The organism is Vibrio sp. Y10_XG_PY6 (genome assembly GCF_024181795.1).
Classification (GTDB): Bacteria; Pseudomonadota; Gammaproteobacteria; order Enterobacterales; family Vibrionaceae; genus Vibrio; species Vibrio diabolicus.
Map to the genome: position 1 here is coordinate 391,297 of NZ_JAMZAQ010000004.1, position 21,269 is coordinate 412,565.

Here is a 21,269-nt window from a genome sequence, read left to right on the forward strand (position 1 = left end):
TTTAATTCTTTTTAGTCCGTCAATGACTGTTCTTTTGCTAGTGGTGGCACTTCACGGCCACGACGCTCATAGAACTCGGTAACAAACTCATCAAAACGATCTTCATCAATCGCTTTACGAATACTTTCCATCAGACGCTGGTAGTAGCGTAGGTTGTGGATCGTATTCAGACGAGCACCCAGAATTTCATTACAACGCTCTAAGTGATGAAGGTACGATTTACTGTAGTTTTGACAAGTGTAACAGTCACAGTGCGGATCCAGCGGGGTTGTATCCGTTTTATGTTTCGCATTACGGATCTTGATCACACCACCAGTCACAAACAGGTGACCATTACGCGCGTTACGCGTTGGCATTACACAGTCAAACATGTCGATACCGCGGCGAACACCTTCAACCAAGTCTTCTGGTTTACCCACGCCCATTAGGTAGCGAGGCTTGTCTTCTGGAAGCTGCGGACAAGTGTGCTCAAGAATACGGTGCATGTCTTCTTTAGGCTCGCCTACTGCCAAGCCACCAACCGCGTAACCGTCAAAACCGATTTCCGTTAGACCTTTTACCGACACATCACGTAGATCTTCGTAAACACCACCTTGAACAATACCAAACAGGTTGTTCGGGTTTTCTAGCTTCTCGAAGTGATCACGTGAGCGCTGTGCCCAACGTAGTGACATTTCCATCGATTTCTTCGCTTCATCGTGTGTCGCTGGGTATGGCGTACACTCGTCAAAAATCATGACGATGTCAGAACCTAGGTCTTTTTGAATTTCCATCGACTTTTCTGCGTCCATGAAAATCTTGTCACCATTAACTGGGTTACGGAAGTGCACACCCTCTTCGGTAATAGTACGCATCTTGCCAAGGCTGAATACTTGGAAGCCGCCTGAATCAGTAAGAATAGGACCGTGCCAGTTCATAAAATCATGCAAGTCGCCGTGCATTTTCATGACTTCTTGACCTGGACGCAGCCAAAGGTGGAACGTGTTACCTAGTAAGATTTCTGCGCCCGTACCTTTCACTTCTTCTGGCGTCATGCCTTTAACCGTACCGTAAGTACCAACTGGCATAAACGCTGGGGTTTGAACAGTGCCACGTTCGAAAGTCAGTTGACCACGACGCGCATTGCCGTTTTTCTTCTTAAGATCGAATTTTAATTTCACGATGCCTCCGGGTGTCAGAGAAACAGTCTGACTGAGTGTTTAGGGCTCTACCCTACTTTAAGGAGCGGTCGCTTTTCCTTGCGAGAGATAAAGCAGAGGTTCTGCTCTATTTCCTAGCTTACTGCTAGCACTCGTAAATCTTATTTTTTACTAAATCGTTTTCTTCTTGATGAACATTGAATCACCATATGAGAAAAAGCGATATTTGTTTTCTACCGCATGCTTGTAAGCATTCATGGTGTTCTCATAACCTGCAAATGCACTCACCAACATGATCAGTGTGGATTCTGGCAGGTGGAAATTGGTAATCAAGCAATCCACAAGCTGATATTCGTAGCCAGGGAAAATAAAGATTTCTGTATCACCAAAGAATGGGACCAACTCAGTCCCTTTTTTCAATGCGTCTTGCGCTGCGCTTTCAAGTGAGCGTACCGATGTAGTACCAACAGCAATAATTCGTCCACCTCGCGCTTTCGTCGCTTTAATTGCTTCGACGACTTCTTGCGGTACTTCTACGTACTCAGCGTGCATATGGTGATCGTTGATGTTTTCTACTTTTACTGGCTGGAATGTACCAGCACCAACGTGCAAAGTGACGTAAGCAAACTCTGCGCCTTTCGCTTTAATTTTCTCTAGTAGAACATCATCAAAATGAAGACCCGCTGTCGGCGCCGCTACTGCGCCTGGCTTCTGGTTATATACGGTTTGGTAACGCTCTTTATCTGCATCTTCATCTGGGCGGTCAATGTAAGGAGGAAGCGGCATGTGGCCGATTTCTTCCAAAATTTCTAATACCGTCTTATCAGCGTTAAATTTCAGTTCAAATAGAGCGTCATGACGCGCCACCATTTCTGCTGAGTATTCATCATTCTCGCCAACAATGATGGTTGTACCTGGTTTTGGAGATTTAGAGCAGCGAACGTGCGCGAGGATGCTTTTCTCGTCAAGCATGCGCTCCACCAGCACCTCTAGCTTACCACCCGACTCTTTACGACCAAAAAGACGAGCAGGTATAACACGAGTATTATTAAACACCACGAGATCACCGGGTTGAACTTGGCCCAATACATCAGTAAATGTGCCATCAATTAGCTCTCCGGTATTGCCGTCCATTTGTAATAGTCGGCTAGCGGTACGCTCTGGCTGAGGGTAACGAGCGATAAGTTCATCTGGAAGGTCGAAATGGAAATCTGATACTTGCATGTTACTTGTCTTATATATTGGTCAAATCACGTCTAGGACGACGATAAAATTGCGACGAGTTTTTCGCAGCAGACTAGTATATGTTTACATGCTGCAATAGCAAGCAAATCCCCAGAATATCACTGTAAAAGCCATGATGAAGAGTGTAATAAAACGTGAAAAACCGCGATCACTTGGCATTATTTTTCAGTTTAAGTCGAAAGAAATGGAACATTAAAAAGCAAAGCAGCGCATAACGCTGCTTACTTGTTTAGTATTCAAATCGCCCTATCAAACCTCACGCCTTCGCCACCACGCCAAGGGCACGAATAGACCCAATAGCCACAGACCGAGACTGCCACCATCATCATCTGCCCCTTTGAAATCACAGTTATTAGTTGCGATACCGTCGTGACACTCTTTATCTCCGCCGACTTCGTTATTAGCCTCTTTAATAAAGTTCGGTGCAATGATGTAGCTACTTGGTGGCGCATCGGCAGTAATGTAAGACTGTACCCAGTCGTAATATTGGCTCACCTTGGTGTAGAAACTTGGAATCGTCAAAGAGCCACAAGTCGGAAGAATGAGAGGTCCACCGCTAACAATACCAATCTGTTTTCCCGTCGCCACATCGACCAGCGGCCCCCCACTGTCACCTTTACATGCAGAGTTGCCATATTGGGTGTGGCTATCCGGCTCTAATACTCGGTTTTTCGTTGGTAGCGTACAAATTTTGGTTTGGTTTTCTCTTGAGTCGATGATCCCCGGAAAACTGCTGCCAATTTCTAAACGCTCATAACATTTGTCGATGGGTAAAAATGTACTAATGGTGGTTTTGAGCGTATTGGAAGGTTCAGAAGCATCCGGCTGAGTGGTCCCCCACCCAAACACTTGCACATTTTCGACACGTTGATTGGTCAGGTAATTATCGTTCCAATCCGCTGCCAACCGCGCTTCGATACTCTCCATGTCGGCTTTGTTTGCTAAGTCAGCAAAGCTTGCGTTTGCCACTGGGCGCGTGAGATACAGCAACGCGATGTCTGAGTCTAAACCGGTTTGTATAGGTTTCACGTTACCATTACTGTCGGTCTCAGCTTTTGAAATCCGCGTGTAATCAGGGTGAACCACAACGTGAGACACCGGATAGAAGTTATCAAGCCCTGCTGAATTAAGTTCATGCACATTCGCATTCACCGACAACTCGCCCGGCGGGGTCACATAGTAGCTTGCTTCGTTCGTTCCCTGCCCCATTACCACGCAGTGTGCCGCAGTCAACACCCACTGCTCCGTCAGCATGGTGCCGCCACACAGTGGGAACTCTGCCATATTACTTGCTCGTAAAGTAACGCGGTCAACAGAGTCGGTTAGTTCATCTCCTAACACAATCGCCTGTGCTGATTGCACACTGAATGCCGCCACTGCCAGCGCAATGAGTTTGTTACACGTTGTTCTTTTCATTTAGGTTGCTGTCTTCAATTTGGTAAGCCTGAGCGTATCTTCTTCGAGAGACGAATCTTGGAAAATCCAACGAATAAAAATGTGCGATTCAATTCATTGGATTACCTTGGGTACACATTCAATATCAATCAAAAATGCCAACTGACTCGCACGCAAACCGACTTATTCAAATTAATAAAAACGTCGATAAGACACAGATTACGCAGACAAAAAGAAGCGCAAGTGTATTGTGCTATTTAATTGATGAAAAACGAGTTAGCTCCCAGATATACAGAAAAATATTCTCTATATTTAAGAGAAGGACAATGCCGCTGGAGGTCTCTATGATCAAGGTTGAAGACATGATGACTCGTAATCCTCATACCTTACTGCGCACGCACACCTTGCGTGATGCAAAAAGCATGATGGATGCGCTTGATATTCGACATATTCCGGTTGTTGATGCCAATAACCACTTACAAGGCTTGGTGACTCAACGCGACATTCTTGCTGCTCAAGAATCGAGCTTGCACCCAGATGAGGCTGAACAATCTTTTACTCTAGATACACCGCTCTACGAAATGATGCACACTAACATCATGACGGCCGAACCCATCGCGGGGCTTAAAGAGAGCGCTATCTACATGCAAAAGCACAAAGTTGGCTGTTTACCTGTTGTCACCAAGGGTCGATTGGTAGGCATCATTACTGACAGTGACTTTGTGACCATTGCGATTAACTTATTGGAACTGCAAGAAGAAGTGGAACCCGAAGAAATCGAGCCAGAAGAATAATACGCAAACGCGTTATCTTGGGTGTAAATTTCGTTTCTTAAACGTTTTAAACGAAAAAAGAGCGGCAGGGTTGCCGCTCAAAATGCCATTACTGACGCTGATTAAGGAAGTGTTTCTCTGCCAATTAGAATTGGTCTTCTTCGGTCGAACCTGTCAATGCGGTCACTGAAGAGTTACCACCTTGGATAGTATTGGTCATTCTATCGAAGTAACCTGTACCTACTTCTTGTTGGTGTGCAACAAATGTATAGCCTTTTTCTGCCGCCTGGAATTCAGGACGCTGAACTTTCTCAACATAATGACGCATACCTTCACCTTGAGCATAAGCGTGTGCCAGTTCGAACATGTTGAACCACATGTTGTGAATACCTGCTAGCGTGATGAATTGGTACTTGTAGCCCATGTCTGCCAACTCTTGTTGGAACTTAGCAATGGTTTCTGCATCTAGGTTTTTCTCCCAGTTGAATGAAGGCGAGCAGTTGTACGCCAACAATTGATCTGGGTATTCAGCGTGAATCGCTTCTGCAAACTTACGTGCTTCTTCCAAACATGGCGTAGCCGTTTCACACCAAATCAAATCTGCATATGGTGCGTAAGCCAGGCCACGAGAGATGGCTTGGTCGATACCAGCGCGAACGCGGTAGAAACCTTCTTGAGTACGCTCACCTTCAATAAAGTCTTTATCGTATGGGTCGCAATCTGACGTAATGAGATCCGCCGCATTCGCATCAGTACGAGCAATAACTAATGTTGTTGTACCCGCTACGTCAGCAGCCAAACGAGCTGCAACGAGCTTTTGTACCGCTTCTTGCGTAGGAACTAATACCTTACCACCCATATGGCCACACTTTTTCACCGATGCTAACTGGTCTTCAAAGTGAACGCCCGCTGCGCCTGCCTCGATCATCGATTTCATGAGCTCGTAAGCGTTAAGCACACCACCAAAGCCTGCTTCAGCATCCGCTACGATAGGTAGGAAGTAATCAATACCACCTTCATCTTCAGGCGATTTACCTGCTGACCATTGGATTTGGTCTGCACGACGGAACGAGTTATTGATGCGCTTTACTACTGACGGTACAGAATCTACTGGGTATAGAGACTGGTCAGGATACATCGTCGAAGCGGTGTTGTTGTCCGCCGCTACCTGCCAACCAGATAGGTAAATCGCTTCAATACCAGCCTTAGCTTGTTGAACAGCTTGGCCGCCAGTTAACGCACCAAGACAGTTTACGTAACCTTTTTTCGCGCTACCGTTGACCAGTGACCAAAGTTTGTCTGCACCACGTTGCGCAATTGTGTTAGCTGGTACCATAGAGCCACGCAGTTCCACCACTTCCTCAGCAGTGTATGTACGCTTTACATTTTTCCAGCGCGGGTTAGTTGCCCAGTCTTTTTCCAGAGCTTCAATTTGTTGGCGGCGAGTTAAGTTAGTCATTGGTCTATCCCTCTTTATAATTTGCACTTTATGCGTGTGCGTTGAGTTTCCGTTCTCAGGCAGTACTTCCCTATCTGCCTTGAAAATCCTTCACGTTATTGATGTTACAGTTATTCTTTATTAATCCAGGTAGTCATAACCAGGAACTGTTAAAAAGTTGGTCAGCTCATCGCTTGTGGTGAGTCTTGCCATCAAGTCTGCCGCTTCTTCAAATCGACCTGCTTGGTAACGCTGCTCGCCAATTTCTTGCTTCACGACTTCAATTTCTTCTTTCAGATACAGCTCGAACAGCTCTTTAGTGACCTTCAATCCGTTGTCGAGCGACTTGCCGTGTTGAATCCATTGCCAGATAGAAGCACGTGAGATTTCTGCCGTTGCTGCGTCTTCCATCAGTCCGTAAATCGGCACACAACCATTGCCAGAGATCCACGCTTCGATGTATTGCAGCGCAACGCGGATGTTATGTCGCATGCCCTCTTCTGAACGTTCACCCTTGCACGGTTCAAGTAACTCTGCAGCGGTGATTGGTGCGTCTTCTGAGCGACTCACATCCAATTGGTTGGTGCGCTGCCCCAGTGTGGCACTGAACACTTCCATTGCGGTGTCTGCCAACCCCGGGTGAGCAACCCAAGTACCGTCATGACCGTTGTTGGCTTCTAGTGATTTATCGTTGTGGATCTTATCCAGCACTTTTTGGTTTTCTTGTGGGTCTTTAGCCGGAATAAAGGCGGCCATTCCTCCCATCGCAAATGCGCCACGTTTATGACAAGTGCGCACCAACAATCTTGAGTAAGCGTTGAGGAATGGCTTATCCATGGTCACCACTTGGCGATCCGGAAGTACGCGATCTGGGTGATTTTTCAGTGTTTTGATGTAGCTAAAGATGTAATCCCAACGACCACAGTTCAAACCAACGATGTGCTCTTTCAGAGAGAACAGAATCTCATCCATTTCGAATACGGCTGGTAAAGTTTCAATCAGCACAGTCGCTTTGATGGTGCCTGTATCAAGACCGAAATAGTCTTCCGTGAAATGGAACACTTCGCTCCACCACTTCGCTTCGTGATGCGATTGCAGTTTTGGAATGTAGAAATAAGGGCCGCTGCCTTTTTGAAGTAACGCTTTGTAGTTGTTATAGAAGTACAGAGCGAAATCAAATAGCGCACCTGGAATGATCTGACCGTGCCACGTAACGTGTTTTTCTTTTAAATGAAGGCCGCGAACACGGCAGATCAACACCGCTGGGTCATCTTCCAGCTGATAATGCTTGCCATTGCCAGGGTTGGTGTAACTGATGGTGCCATTCACGGCATCGCGTAAATTCACTTGCCCATCCAGCACTTTACTCCATGCTGGAGACATTGAATCTTCGAAGTCTGCCATAAACACTTTCACATTCGCATTCAGTGCGTTAATCACCATCTTGCGATCAGTTGGTCCGGTAATCTCCACACGGCGATCTTGCAGATCTTGTGGGATTCCCAGGATCTTCCAGCTTCCTTCACGGATGTCTTGTGTCTCTGGTAAAAAGTCTGGCAGCTCACCTGCATCGATACGCGCTTGCTTCTCTTCTCGTGCTTCCAGCAACTGCTCAACACGTCCGGCAAATTTTTCACACAGTAGAGATAAAAAGGTTTGGGCTTCAACAGGGAAAATTGCTTGATGCTCTGGAGCAACGACTCCATTCACCTCAAGCATGCCTTGGGTTTGCTTTAGTTGTTGTGTTTTTTGTTCTGTCTGAGCAAGCATAATCATTCATCCTTAACGTGCTTTATCCATCTTGGGCAGTCAGCGTAAAGCTACATTTGTAAGTTATGAACAACAAATTACATCCTTTAACTTTGTGTTCAACTCGTCTAGCCATGTCGATAGATTGCGTAATGTTATGTGTATTTTCAATCTAGACATAAGTCTTATCGGCCTTTAAATAAGCTATCTCAACAAAGGATTTAACGAAACCCCCAAGATAAACAAAACAGAAAATTCGAAGTTTTATTCGGCAGGGTAAAAACCGCCTATCGAACACCTATTTTTGTAAGTTATTACGTAATTAAATTACATTAATTTTAAGGTCGATTTATCATTTCAAACGAGTGTATGAATATAGACTGGCAAACAAACACCTTGTATTCACAAGGGCTGGCAAGGTGGATTCAAACAAGGGTCAAACAAGACATACAAGGTTTTGTGTAAAATTAACATTGTGAAATTTCACTATTTTATGAAAGCTTCATCAAAGAAGAGCTGTAAAATTTTACAAGTCAAAGTTCACCAACAGAATAAAATACTAGAAAGCGCACTGTTTTTAGTGCGCTTTTAGATAAATAATGGAGATGTAGAGGCTAATACTAATAGCTAAAGCAGTTCGGAAACGACTTCTGCAAGCTGATTAAATGTTTTCGTTCTTGATGAACTCGGACGCCAAACTAAGCCAATTTCGCGATAGGCTTGCTTTCCTGGGGGATCGATCACGACTAAATTCTGGTTATGCAGTAGGCCGTGGTCGATAGCCATTTGAGGAATGAACGTTGTTCCCAAACCATTCGCAACCATTTGCACCAAAGTATGAAGGCTGGTTGCTGTAAACGGATTAATTTTTTCTTTATCTGTTAATTTACACGCAGATACCGCGTGTTCCGTTAAGCAATGCTCTTTCTCTAATAAAAAGACGGATTCGTCAGGTAAATCTGCGTAACGAATCGGCACAGGCACCGATTGGGCTTGATTCGCACTAATAACCATTCGAAACGGATCCTTACCCACCACTCGGCTTTCCATACCGTCAATTTCGACTGGCAACGCTAAAATGAGTACATCCAGCTCACCGTGTCTAAGCGCTTGAAGTAAGTTTGTTGTCGTGTCTTCTCTTAATAAAAGATTCAGTTGTGGGAAACGGTAGTTAACCTCTTGCACCAAATCACACAGTAAAAACGGAGCAATTGTTGGTATGCATCCCACTTTTAGCTGGCCTTGCATATCGTCGCCTTGGCACATACGTCCAAGCTCGACCAAATCTTGCCCTTTTGCTAACAGCTCTCGCCCCTGCTTTACTACCATTTCTCCTGTTTGGGTAAAAACCAGTGGACTTTTCTTGTCTTTCTTTTCATATAATGGACAACCAATCAATTCCTCTAAGTTTTGAATACCTTTACTTAAAGTCGACTGACTGACAAAACAACGCTCTGCAGCGTCACTAAAATGTCTTGTTTCATGCAGTGTGACTAAGTAGTGCAACTGCTTCAAACTGGGCCATTTATTCATAATTGTATTTGTATCTACCTCCGTTCCAGTGATCGAGTTAAGAGTTTTGCTATTATCGTTTTTTTCGATTAACTCAATCTATTTATTTCGCTTTTTTCAATACTACAATCTGTACTATAGTTTGTCTCGTACAAACACGGACCAAACCGACACAACTGAATTCGGTTTGGAACTAACCATACTTTTTAGGAGCAAAAAAATGGTACTAGTAGGTCGTCAAGCCCCTGATTTTACTGCAGCAGCTGTTCTAGGTAACGGTGAAATCGTTGAAAACTTCAACTTTGCAGAGTTCACTAAAGGTAAGAAAGCAGTAGTATTCTTCTACCCACTAGATTTCACTTTCGTTTGCCCATCTGAGCTAATCGCATTCGACAACCGTCTAGCTGATTTCCAAGCTAAAGGTGTTGAAGTAATCGGTGTTTCTATCGATTCTCAGTTCTCTCACAACGCATGGCGTAACACTGCTATCGAAGATGGCGGTATCGGTCAAGTTAAGTACCCACTAGTTGCTGACGTTAAGCACGAAATCTGTAAAGCTTACGACGTTGAGCACCCAGAAGCAGGCGTTGCTTTCCGTGGTTCTTTCCTAATCGACGAAGAAGGCGTTGTACGTCACCAAGTAGTTAACGACCTACCACTAGGCCGTAACATCGACGAAATGCTACGCATGGTTGACGCTCTTAACTTCCACCAGAAGCACGGCGAAGTATGCCCTGCACAATGGGAAGAAGGTAAAGCAGGTATGGACGCATCTCCAAAAGGTGTTGCAGCGTTCCTATCTGAGCACGCAGCTGACCTAGGCAAAAAATAATAGACCTTCACCCTAGCTCAACGGGTGTGATGGTTGGATGTATATAAAGCAAAAAGCTAATGCGGAAAACCGCAAACGCCAATCAGTCTAAGTAAAGTCCTATCAAAGCCCAGAGCAAATGCTCTGGGCTTTCTTTTACCTTCAGATAAACCGCCAAAATGAGGTAACGCTGCAGCGTAAACTTTACCTCTATTTCTCATGCCCTCCATACAGATTCTGCTTACTGGCCCTGTTAATATCTTAGCCACAACACTTATTTGTAACGTTAGCAGGATAAATGAACGTGGTTACTCACCTAGAAGTCTGTATCGATAATATTGAATCTCTGCACTACGCCATTGCTGGCGGCGCCACTCGGATTGAGCTTTGCTCCTCTTTGGCTTTAGGCGGACTAACACCCAGTTATGGCTTTATGCAGCAAGCGGCTAAGCTTTCTAGTGTTCCAGTTTATGCCATGATCCGCCCACGCCAAGGTGACTTCTTCTACAATGAAGAAGAGATCGAAATGATGCGGTGGGATATTGAAGCTGCTCACCAATCGGGCTTGGATGGTGTGATTTTAGGTGTACTCACCCAAGAGGGGGATATCCACATGCCCTTTGCAACAGCACTGTGCGAATTCGCACAGGAATTAGGGCTGGGCATAACGTTCCATCGTGCTTTTGATCAATGTAGAAACGCTCAATCAGCATTGGAAGAGGTCATCAGTTTGGGCTGCGAACGCATTCTCACTTCAGGGCTCGCACCTTCTGCGCCAGCAGGCCAGAAAGTACTTAAATCTCTTGTTGAACAAGCCCAAGGACGCATTGCAATCATGGCGGGTGCTGGCGTTAATGCGAGTAACGTACGTGCATTAGTAGAAGACACTCAAGTTCCTGAAATCCATCTGTCAGGCAAAACGACTCGACCTAGTAAAATGAACTTTGTTGCTGAACAAAGCAAAATGGGCGCAACTGATGTCGATGATTTCTTAATCCCCATCACAAGTACACAAGCCATTACCGATGTCGTAGCAGCTCTCAAATAGACCACCGTAACCTCACACGCATAGCTTTTGAGTGCTAACATATTGTTTATCAAGGAGTGAGGAAAGGTGTATGTCTAAATTGAAGAAAAAGGAATACGAAAAGGAGCTCAAGAACCTGCAAGTTGAGCTCGTAAAACTTCAAGAGTGGGTCAAACACAAAGGGTTAAAAGTGGTGGTTCTGTTTGAAGGCCGTGATGCTGCGGGCAAAGGCGGGGTGATTAAACGCATCACAGAAAAGCTAAACCCGCGTGTTTGTCGCGTGGTCGCTCTGCCTGCACCGACAGAAAAAGAAAAAACGCAATGGTACTTCCAACGTTACGTCGCTCATTTGCCATCTGCTGGTGAAATCGTTTTATTTGACCGAAGTTGGTATAACCGAGCGGGTGTCGAAAAAGTCATGGGGTTCTGTACTCCAGACGAATACGAAGAGTTTTTACGCTCTTGCCCTGAATTCGAGAGAATGTTGCAACGCTCTGGGATTATTCTGATTAAGTATTGGTTTTCGGTTTCAGACGAAGAGCAGGAAAAACGTTTTCTAGGTCGAATTAATACGCCGATTAAACGTTGGAAATTCAGCCCAATGGATTTGGAGTCACGTCATCGCTGGGTCGAGTATTCTGAGGCAAAAGATAAAATGTTCGCTTACACAGATACGAAGAGCTGTCCTTGGTGGGTCGTGCCCTCTGACTCGAAAAAGAAAGCGCGCTTGAACTGTATCAGCCATTTACTTAGCCAGATTGATTACAAAGCACTTGAGTACTCACCCATCGAATTACCTGAACTCAATAAAGAAGGTTACGTCAGAGCGCCCATTGATGACCAGACCTTCGTTCCTGATAAATATTGACGTGCTTTCCCCCTAATAAATAGACCAGCCTAAAAGCTGGTCTATTTGTTGAAATCAGTTACTTCAGTACGTCATCAATACTTTGATCACCTAGGTGGCGTACATCTTTCCCTCTCACGAAGTAAATAATGTATTCACAGATGTTCTGGCAACGGTCCCCCACACGTTCAATCGCGCGTGCCGACCACATCACTTGCAGAATGTTGGGGATATTTTTTGGATCTTCCATCATGTAGGTCATCAACTGCCGAATCACCGCTTCATACTCTGCGTCTAGTTTGTCATCTTGTTTGTGCACCTCTGCTGCCGCTTCTACATCCATGCGGGCAAACGCATCCAAAACCTGATGCAGCATATTAATAGCCTGACGGCAGAGAGGCTCTAACGACACTTGGAATTGTCGTTCTTTTGATGATGGGCTTTCAATGGCAACGTAAGCAATGCGTGTCGCCACGTCACCGATACGTTCTAAATCAGTGATCGTTTTGATGATAGCCATGATTAAGCGCAAGTCTTTTGCCGTTGGCTGACGCTTAGCAATAATGCGTGTGCAGGCGTCATCGATCGAGACTTCCATTGCATTCACTTTATGATCGTCACGCACAACCTTACGCGCCAGTTCGATGTCTTCTTTATGCAAGGCTTGAATAGCATACGAAAGCTGCTGTTCTACCAAGCCACCCATGGTTAATACATGAGTACGAATCGATTCTAGCTCTACGTTAAATTGTCCTGAAATATGACGTCCAAAGTGCATGATGTTCCTTATTCCGTATAGAGTCGCGACTTAACCGTATCGACCCGTAATGTAATCTTCGGTCTGTTTCTTCATTGGCGAGGTGAAGATCGAGTCCGCGTCAGAGTATTCAATTAACTTACCCATATGAATGAATGCGGTGTGATCACTCACTCGCGCCGCTTGCTGCATGTTATGGGTAACGATAACGACAGTATATTGAGTCTTAAGCTCATTGATAAGCTCTTCAATAGTTAAAGTTGAGATTGGATCCAACGCTGATGTCGGCTCATCCAATAACAGGACTTCCGGCTCAATCGCCACCGCGCGCGCAATGACCAAGCGCTGTTGCTGACCACCAGATAAACCAAATGCGTTCTCATGCAAGCGATCTTTTACCTCATCCCACAACGCCGCCGAGCGCAAGGATCGCTCCACTGCGTCATCTAAACTGCGGCTGTTTTTTACACCTTGTAAGCGTAAGCCATAAACTACATTTTCATAAATAGACTTAGGAAATGGATTGGGTCTTTGAAACACCATCCCCACTCGGCGTCGAAGTGTCGCAACATCGACATTAGGATGGTAAACATTCTTGCCATGTAGACGCACTTTACCTGTGACTCGACACCCTTCCACTAAGTCGTTCATGCGATTGATGCAACGTAATAACGTCGACTTTCCACACCCTGAAGGACCGATAAAAGCGGTGACTCGCCCTTTGGGAATTCGCATCGAAATATCATGCAGCGCCTGAGTTTGACCATAGAACAGATTAAGGTTCTCGATTGAGATTGCTGTTTGTTCATCCGTTAAATTATGAACGTCCAATGGTGGCTCATAACCTAATGTACTATCAAAATTAAACATACTTAATCTTGTCCTAACGTTCTGTATTTTTCTCGTAAATTATTGCGAATACTGATTGCTGTTAAGTTTAGCCCGACAATCACTGTCACGAGTAAGAAAGAGGTGGCATAAACTAATGGTCGCGCCGCTTCGATGTTGGAGGTTTGAAAGCCAACATCGTAAATGTGAAAACCTAAATGCATGAACTTTCTATCCAAATGCACATAAGGGAATTGCCCGTCAACCGGTAAACTGGATGCCAATTTCACGACCCCCACCAGCATCAGTGGCGCTACTTCGCCAGCTGCACGCGCAATCGCAAGGATCAGCCCTGTGATAATAGCTGGCGTCGCCATAGGCAAAACCACACGCCATAGTGTTTCGAACTGAGTTGCACCAAGCGCCAGAGAACCATGTCGTACTGAACTCGGAATACGAGTTAAACCTTCTTCTGTTGTCACAATCACAACTGGAAGCGTCAGCACGGCAAGAGTTAGTGCAGACCACAACAAACCCGGAGTACCAAAGGTTGGTGCCGGTAACTTTTCCGCATAGAATACGTTGTCGATAGAGGCACCAATCGTATAAACAAAGAAGCCTAAACCAAATACGCCATAAACAATCGATGGAACACCCGCTAGGTTTATAACCGCAATACGAATAACCCTGGTTAGAGCGTTATTCTTAGCGTATTCATGCAGATAGATAGCAGCGATCACCCCAAGTGGCATCACAATGATCGACATGATAAGTACTAAGAAAACCGTACCAAATATCGCAGGGAACACGCCTCCTTCAGAGTTCGACTCTCTTGGATCTTCAGATAAAAACTTCCAAACCTGCTTCCCCCAGTGCATGACTTTATCAGGCAGTGACATTTGGTTTGGGTACCAGTAGTCCAAAATGTCTTCGAGCGGAATCGATACTTGTGAGCCCGTCATATCCTCGACAATCAGGGCATAGCCAGAAAGCTGTAATCGTAAGCCATCAAGCTGTAAATCTAACGTCGCCAGAGCTTTCTCTATCCGCTCTTTTTTCGTCTGGTTTTCGTTTAAAAAGCTTTCTGTCAGCGTGTCATTCAATTCATGCTTGCGCTTATCTAATCGCAACTGCTCTAGCTTCCAACCAAGCTCTTTAAGCTGATCGACCACCAAAGAATCAATCTCATTGCGCAGAGTTTCTGCATCATCAAGCTTTTTATTTAGTACCGATTGAATATCACTGGTGTATATATTATCGCCATCTTGAAACGCCACCAGCTTACCAAAGAAATAACCACCGCTACTGCGCTCTATCACCGCCCACTCTTTTGGCGTCGTAGGCTCATCCAACTGCATTTGCAATACGGAGATAAAATCGGCGGGATACAACTCTCGGTTAGCGATTTTGATGTTGAGTCGCGTGGCAAAATCTTCATCGTCTTCTAACTGTTGTGCTGCGCTTTCAGGCAAATAACTCTTCGGTACAAAGCTGCGCTCATACACTTGACCAATCAGAATAGTATTTTCATGTAGCACTTCGCCTTGTACAGGAGTCAGCGCTGCAACATTCCACTGATACAAGGGCGCTGGCCAAAAGTAAGTCAGGCCTTTCCAGCCGATAAGGAGTAACAACCCTAATACCGACAACAAACTGATGCTGACTGCACCGCCTGTTAGCCATATCCACGGTGCGCCAGAACGAATCCAATTTAACACGTTATTACTCGCTCTTTATTCAAACCATTATTACAACGCACGGTACTTATCTCTCAGTCTCTGACGAACCCACTCCGCAAGCGCGTTTACTGCAAACGTAAACACAAACAAAATCAATGCAGCTAGGAACAGCAGGCGATAATGCGAACTTCCAACTTCCGACTCTGGCAACTCAACGGCGATGGTCGCCGACAGGCTGCGCAATCCTTCCAAAATATTCCAATCCATTAATGGCGTATTGCCCGTTGCCATTAACACAATCATGGTTTCGCCAACAGCGCGTCCCAGGCCCATCATAATGGCAGAAAAAATACCTGGGCTTGCGGTAAGCAAGACAACATAGATTAAAGTTTGCCAAGGCGTGGCCCCTAATGCCAAAGAGCCATCCGATAAATGCTTCGGTACAGAGAAAATGGCATCTTCGGCAATGGTAAAAATCGTCGGGATAACAGCAAACCCCATCGCTAACCCCACCACCAATGCATTGCGTTGATCGTATCCAATACCATGCTCGGTTAAGAATAAGCGCATATCGCCACCAAAGAACGTCTGCTCAATCGTAGGCGAAATCCACACTCCAAGCCCAATCAGTACCAATATGACAGGCATGAGCACTAAAGCATGCCAACCATTAGGCAGACGATTCCGCAAAGGTTGCGGTATTAATGCCCATAGCCCGCCCATAATCATGGTGCTCAAGGGCAAAACAAACAGCATGACGACGATCGTAATCAGGTGATCTTCGACAATAGGCGCGAACCACAATCCCGCTAGGAAACCTATGATCACCGTCGGCAGTGCTTCCATTAGCTCAATCGACGGTTTTACGACACGACGCATACGTGGCGACATAAAGTAAGCCGTATAAATAGCACCTAGCACTGCGAGCGGTACTGAAAACAGCATCGCAAACATCGCCGCTTTTATCGTCCCGAACGCAATAGGTACTAGGCTGAACTTAGCCTCAAAGTTATCGCTCGCCGAAGTCGATTGCCACACAAATTCAGGCTCAGGATACCCTTCGTACCACACTTCTTGCCATAATGAGGACAATGAAATTTCCGGATAGGCATTGTCCACTTCCGCAACATTTAACGCATTATTTTGCCAAGTGATTAAGTAGCGTTCATTGTTAGACATTGCTGCGATTGCGGGCGCTTGATTGTACGCACGCTTAAACAACACCAGTTTTTCACTGGTTGTATAATGGCTTTGCAACGTGCCGTTGGTGTAAAAGCTATAAAATCCTTTGCGATGAGAATCCGGCAACAAATACTTAAGCTCTGATGCCAATTTAAAATCACGAATATGCGTTAACGTGCGTCTCTCTTCTTGCAGCGTGTCAAACCATTGCGACACCCGACCATCGTTGTGTGTCACCAAAAGCGAGTAAGCACCAGCCAGTAGGTCCATTGTACGAACGGAGTGCTTCTTATCACCTTGAGTGAGGTCGACCACCTCTCGCACAGCAAATTTACGTGCAGTTTTCTTTAACACGATCAACTCAGAGCCATCGCGCAAATAAAGTGTTTCACCATCAGGTGTCAATAACATTTGCTGAGGTGCATCAAAGCCTGAAGAGAACGTAAAATCGATCGTTGTCGGAGGCGTACCCAAAGATGAAGCCACTTGCCAACGAGCCTTCACTTCACCGCTTTGTGTCTGCCAAACAATTGTTGGTAAGGGCGTTGAAACTGCAAACACAAACTGAGTCACAGGATCTTGAGGCGTACTCAGCGTCAGATCCATGCTGGTGTCTAACTCAATCACTTCCGGAGGACGTGTATTTTCTCTCAACGTGGCATTAAATTCAGGCTTGAAAAGGTGCGCTTTACCCTGCCCATCAACAAACCCATACCAACCTAGTCCAGGAGCCGATTGAGAGAAAGCGACGGGTTCCTGGACGATTTGCTGTTTATACACCGCAGGTTTCGTAGGATCGTCCATCGACAAATATTGAATCTCACCACTTTGGGTTAGAACGAACGCGAGCTGAGCGTAATCATCCACTGAAATCGCAAGTGGTGTTTCAATATGAGTGGCTCGAATTGCTTGGTTGGTTTTGATCTCCGCATCAGAAAAAAGCGGAATGATCACCATGGCGAGGTAGACAAAGATCAAAATAAGCGCCGCGAGTACGCCGACACCACCGGATGTCACTGCAAGTCGAACTAAACGATCTTTTATCAGTCGTTTCTTATCTTTTTCCTGCAATGAAAACTCGGCTTGTGCCATTTAAATCTCTACCTTTTTTGACTTAGTACTAGAATATGTCGTTAAGATGACAATTATATTACAGATCACATTAAACACCTGAAAAGAATACAACTCTTATGCAATGCGTGGTATGAAATAAATCTGTAATGAAAATCTCATAATGTTCTCACTCATCCATTTTTCCAAGATGAGTACGTATTACTTCACTTTTGGCTAGGTAAGGTTATGAGCGCAGAAAAACTATATATAGAAAAAGAACTGAGTTGGTTGTCTTTCAACGAACGAGTATTACAAGAAGCTGCCGATAAAACCGTCCCTTTGATCGAACGTATTCGCTTTCTTGGGATCTTTTCCAACAATTTAGATGAATTTTACAAAGTACGCTTTGCTGACGTGAAGCGCAGAATCCTAATCAGCCAAGAGCGCGGTGGCAGCGATAGCCCTAAACGACTGTTAACCAAAATGCAGTCGAAAGCACTCAAGCTTAACGAACAATTTGATGAGCTTTACAGCGAATTGATTCGAGAAATGGCGCGACGTCGCATTTTCTTGGTCAACGAACAACAACTGGATGAATCGCAACAAAAGTGGATCGCGAAATACTTCCGTAGAGAGGTCATGCCGCATATCACCCCTCTGCTAATGAAAGATGAGATCGATGTTCTGCAATTTCTCAAAGACGAGTACGCTTACATCGCTGTAGAGCTACGTAAAGAAGAGCATTACCAGTACGCTTTGATCGAAATTCCGACCGATCACCTTCCCCGCTTTGTGATGGTACCAGAACAGAAAGGAAAGCGTCGAAAAACCATCATCTTACTTGATAATATTATCCGCCACTGTTTGGATGAGCTGTTCAAAGGCTTTTTTGATTATGATGAGCTTAGCGGCTATGCGATGAAAATGACGCGTGACGCCGAATACGATTTACGCAACGAAATCGAATACAGCTTGCTCGAACAAATGTCTGAAGGTGTCAATCAGCGACTGACAGCAAAGCCCGTTCGCTTCGTCTACGAACGTGATATGCCGCCCCAAATGCTAGAGTTTCTTTGTAACAAGCTCAATATCTCTAATTACGATAACCTTATCCCCGGCGGCCGCTATCACAATTTTAAAGACTTCATTGCGTTTCCAAATGTTGGGCGAGAGTACCTTGAAAATAAACCGCTTCCACCAATGAAATGCGCCGATTTCGAAGGTTACGCTAACAGCTTTGATGCGATTAAAGCGAAAGATATTCTACTCTATTACCCCTACCACACTTTTGACCACATTAGTGAGTTGGTACGCCAGGCCTCCTTCGATCCAAAAGTACTTAGTATCAAGATTAACATTTATCGCGTCGCGAAAGATTCTCGCTTGATGAACTCATTAATTGATGCCGTGCACAACGGAAAAAATGTCACCGTGGTCGTGGAGCTGCAGGCTCGCTTTGATGAAGAAGCCAATATCGAATGGTCAAAAGTGTTGACCGAGGCAGGTGTGCACGTCATCTTCGGAGCGCCTGGCCTCAAGATTCATTCAAAGCTACTGATGATCAGTCGCCGTGAAGGTGAAGAAATTATTCGCTACGCGCACATCGGCACAGGCAACTTCCATGAGAAGACGGCACGAATTTATACCGACTTCTCTCTCCTTACCGCAGATCAAGAAATCACTAACGAAGTTCGTAATGTCTTCGGTTACATTGAGAATCCATATCGCCCAGTGAAGTTCAATCACCTCATGGTATCTCCACGTAATTCTCGTACCCAAATCTACCGCCTGATCGATAATGAAATTGCGAATGCCAAGCTAGGAAAGAAAGCCGCCCTTACGATCAAGGTCAATAACCTAGTCGATAAAGGCATCGTCAATAAGCTATATGGAGCAAGTACGGCGGGAGTGAAGATAAATATGATCATTCGCGGCATGTGCTCCTTAGTACCAGGCATTGAGGGAATCAGCGACAACATTCGGATCATCAGTATTGTTGACCGCTTTTTGGAACACCCACGCGTGGTGATTACCCATAACGATGGCGATCCGCAAGTCTATATCTCTTCTGCTGACTGGATGACAAGAAATATCGATCACCGCATTGAGGTGGCGGCGCCAGTCCGTGATCCACGTTTGAAACAGAGAATTATTGATATAACGAATATCCATTTTACCGATACAGTAAAGGCTCGTTTTATAGATAAGGAAATGAGCAACGCTTACGTACCACGAGGTAATCGCAAAAAAGTTCGTTCTCAAATCGCTATCTATGACTATCTTAAAAATATAGAAAAGCAAACTAGAAAACAAAATTCAGATGCCTCAAATACTTGAACAAGATACTCGCTACATTGCCGCGATAGACCTCGGCTCAAACAGTTTCCACATGGTAGTGGCCAAGGTTGTAGGCAGTGACTTACAACTGGTTAGCCGTCATAAACAGCGTGTTCGCTTAGCATCAGGACTCGACAGTGAATTGAACTTAAGTCATTCCGCGATGGAACGTGCGTTAGAGTGCTTAGCCATGTTCGCAGAGAGACTGCAAGGGCTTGATGAGTCGAATGTGCGTATCGCCGCGACACACACACTAAGACGCGCTAAAAATGCTCATCTATTCATTGAGCGTGCGAAAGAAGTGATGCCCTTCCCAATAGAAATCATCCCAGGGGAAGAAGAAGCCCGCTTGATTTACTTAGGTGTCGCTCACACTCAAGTAGAGTCAAACTCCAAGTTGGTCGTTGATATTGGCGGCGGCAGTACCGAAATGATCATTGGACAAGAGTTTGAACCTGAGCTTCTCAACAGTAAACAGATGGGATGCGTCAGCTTTACAGAGCAATATTTTAAAAACGGCAAACTGTCTGGGAAAAACTTCAATAAAGCGATGTTAGCCGCCGAGCAAAAACTCGAGTCCATCGCTTCAGCATACCGTAAAAAAGGCTGGGATATCGCGCTCGGCTCATCAGGAACCATCAAAGCGATTCAAGAAGTGCTAGTAGGATTAGGTTTTGAAGATGGCCTGATCACCGCGAAGAGACTGGACACGCTTATTGAAACTCTGTGTAATTTTGATTCAATTGAAGAGATTGAACTGACAGGTTTAACAGAAGAACGTAAGCCCGTATTCGCGGCAGGCGTGGCGATTTTGTCCGCCATTTTCAAAGCACTTCGCATTGAGCAGATGTTTTTCTCCGATGGTGCTCTGCGCGAAGGTCTGTTGTACGAAATGGAAGAGCGTTTTGCGCGCTCCGATATACGTATGCGCACAACTGAAAATTTAGCCAACAAACACCGGGTTGACTTAGAGCATGCTGCTCGTGTTAAAGGCCATGCACGTGAGATGTTATGTCAGGTGCGCTCTGAACTAGGCATTAAGAAAAAGAGTGAGTTATTTGACTTACTAGAATGGGCAGCGTTGCTTCATGAAGTCGGATTAAGTATCAACTTACGTAGCTTCCATCGCCACTCTTTCTATATTCTGTTGCATTCCACTCTACAAGGCTTCAACCGTGAACAGCAATTAGTGCTCGCAACATTAGCCCGCTTCCAACGCAAAGCGCTCAAACTGCAAGAACTGCCAGACTTCAACCTCTACAAACAAAGTGACGTGATAAGCCTCATCAAAATATTAAGACTTTCTATCGTATTAAATGGACAGCGTAACGAAGATCCATTGCCTGACATCACTTTATCCATCAAAAATGATGAATGGATTCTTACGTGCACAGATAAAGCATGGCTAGAAAACAACAAATTGCTTCATGCTGATTTACAGGAAGAACAAGAACGTTGGGACAGCGTGAAGTGGACACTCACTTTCTGATCTCGTGC

At 45.1% G+C, this 21,269-nt stretch carries 16 protein-coding genes; 6 read left to right on the forward strand and 10 right to left on the reverse strand.

Going from position 1 to position 21,269, the window contains the following annotated elements; translation table 11 throughout:
• Positions 1–11: 11 nt before the first annotated feature.
• From tgt to NL644_RS20420, 3 genes are all read right to left on the reverse strand, one after another.
• Positions 12–1,160 (reverse strand): tRNA guanosine(34) transglycosylase Tgt, encoded by a 1,149-nt coding sequence (tgt, locus tag NL644_RS20410; protein ID WP_005391577.1) that lies wholly within the window; start codon positions 1,158–1,160, stop codon positions 12–14.
• A gap of 150 nt (positions 1,161–1,310) precedes the next feature.
• Positions 1,311–2,363 (reverse strand): tRNA preQ1(34) S-adenosylmethionine ribosyltransferase-isomerase QueA, encoded by a 1,053-nt coding sequence (gene queA, locus NL644_RS20415; protein ID WP_046874341.1) that lies wholly within the window; start codon positions 2,361–2,363, stop codon positions 1,311–1,313.
• 270 nt (positions 2,364–2,633) lie between these two features.
• Positions 2,634–3,800 (reverse strand): trypsin-like serine protease, encoded by a 1,167-nt coding sequence (locus NL644_RS20420; RefSeq protein WP_114323867.1) that lies wholly within the window; start codon positions 3,798–3,800, stop codon positions 2,634–2,636.
• Positions 3,801–4,123: 323 nt separating this feature from the next.
• Here NL644_RS20420 and NL644_RS20425 point away from each other — a divergent pair, with 323 nt between their 5' ends.
• Positions 4,124–4,573, forward strand: coding sequence for a CBS domain-containing protein (locus tag NL644_RS20425; RefSeq protein WP_005391583.1), 450 nt, complete (start codon positions 4,124–4,126; stop codon positions 4,571–4,573).
• A 124-nt stretch (positions 4,574–4,697) separates the two neighbouring features.
• On the opposite strand, the gene aceA is transcribed toward NL644_RS20425, so the two are convergent.
• The 3 genes from aceA to NL644_RS20440 all read right to left on the reverse strand — a co-directional run bounded on the left by aceA (position 4,698) and on the right by NL644_RS20440 (position 9,272).
• The gene (gene aceA, locus NL644_RS20430) at positions 4,698–6,011 is read right to left on the reverse strand and encodes an isocitrate lyase (protein WP_005391585.1); all 1,314 of its coding nucleotides are present in this window, start codon (positions 6,009–6,011) and stop codon (positions 4,698–4,700) included.
• Positions 6,012–6,131: 120 nt separating this feature from the next.
• The gene (gene aceB, locus NL644_RS20435) at positions 6,132–7,760 is read right to left on the reverse strand and encodes a malate synthase A (RefSeq protein ID WP_181869551.1); all 1,629 of its coding nucleotides are present in this window, start codon (positions 7,758–7,760) and stop codon (positions 6,132–6,134) included.
• A gap of 606 nt (positions 7,761–8,366) precedes the next feature.
• A complete protein-coding gene (locus tag NL644_RS20440; RefSeq protein WP_005383681.1) occupies positions 8,367–9,272 on the reverse strand; it encodes a hydrogen peroxide-inducible genes activator in 906 nt (301 codons plus the stop codon).
• Positions 9,273–9,471: 199 nt separating this feature from the next.
• Between NL644_RS20440 and NL644_RS20445 the strand changes: the two genes are divergently transcribed.
• The 3 genes from NL644_RS20445 (at position 9,472) to ppk2 (ending at position 11,957) form a co-directional block, all read left to right on the forward strand.
• On the forward strand, positions 9,472–10,083 hold the full coding sequence (locus tag NL644_RS20445; protein ID WP_005381738.1) for a peroxiredoxin C: 612 nt from the start codon (positions 9,472–9,474) through the stop codon (positions 10,081–10,083).
• 277 nt (positions 10,084–10,360) lie between these two features.
• The gene (locus NL644_RS20450; RefSeq protein WP_181869552.1) at positions 10,361–11,110 is read left to right on the forward strand and encodes a copper homeostasis protein CutC; all 750 of its coding nucleotides are present in this window, start codon (positions 10,361–10,363) and stop codon (positions 11,108–11,110) included.
• 70 nt (positions 11,111–11,180) lie between these two features.
• Positions 11,181–11,957 carry a polyphosphate kinase 2 gene (gene ppk2, locus NL644_RS20455; RefSeq protein WP_047010197.1) on the forward strand — a complete coding sequence of 259 codons (777 nt, stop codon included), beginning with the start codon at positions 11,181–11,183 and terminating at the stop codon, positions 11,955–11,957.
• A 58-nt stretch (positions 11,958–12,015) separates the two neighbouring features.
• Here ppk2 and phoU read toward each other — a convergent pair whose 3' ends face one another.
• From phoU to NL644_RS20475, 4 genes are read right to left on the reverse strand one after another with little or no spacing between them, the layout of a single operon-like run.
• The gene (gene phoU / locus NL644_RS20460) at positions 12,016–12,714 is read right to left on the reverse strand and encodes a phosphate signaling complex protein PhoU (RefSeq protein ID WP_114323869.1); all 699 of its coding nucleotides are present in this window, start codon (positions 12,712–12,714) and stop codon (positions 12,016–12,018) included.
• A gap of 30 nt (positions 12,715–12,744) precedes the next feature.
• Entirely contained in the window at positions 12,745–13,563 is an 819-nt protein-coding gene (pstB, locus tag NL644_RS20465; protein WP_005381745.1) for a phosphate ABC transporter ATP-binding protein PstB, read from the reverse strand.
• A gap of 2 nt (positions 13,564–13,565) precedes the next feature.
• Positions 13,566–15,239 (reverse strand): phosphate ABC transporter permease PstA, encoded by a 1,674-nt coding sequence (gene pstA / locus NL644_RS20470; protein WP_114323870.1) that lies wholly within the window; start codon positions 15,237–15,239, stop codon positions 13,566–13,568.
• A gap of 30 nt (positions 15,240–15,269) precedes the next feature.
• Positions 15,270–17,474 carry an ABC transporter permease subunit gene (locus tag NL644_RS20475; protein WP_114323871.1) on the reverse strand — a complete coding sequence of 735 codons (2,205 nt, stop codon included), beginning with the start codon at positions 17,472–17,474 and terminating at the stop codon, positions 15,270–15,272.
• Between the two features lie 207 nt (positions 17,475–17,681).
• Between NL644_RS20475 and ppk1 the strand changes: the two genes are divergently transcribed.
• Positions 17,682–19,772, forward strand: coding sequence for a polyphosphate kinase 1 (gene ppk1 / locus NL644_RS20480; protein ID WP_005391598.1), 2,091 nt, complete (start codon positions 17,682–17,684; stop codon positions 19,770–19,772).
• Positions 19,756–21,261: an exopolyphosphatase gene (ppx, locus tag NL644_RS20485; RefSeq protein ID WP_065646333.1), complete on the forward strand. Its 1,506-nt coding sequence runs from the start codon at positions 19,756–19,758 to the stop codon at positions 21,259–21,261. The genes ppk1 and ppx overlap by 17 nt, the downstream gene beginning before the upstream one ends.
• The last annotated feature ends 8 nt before the right edge of the window (positions 21,262–21,269 follow it).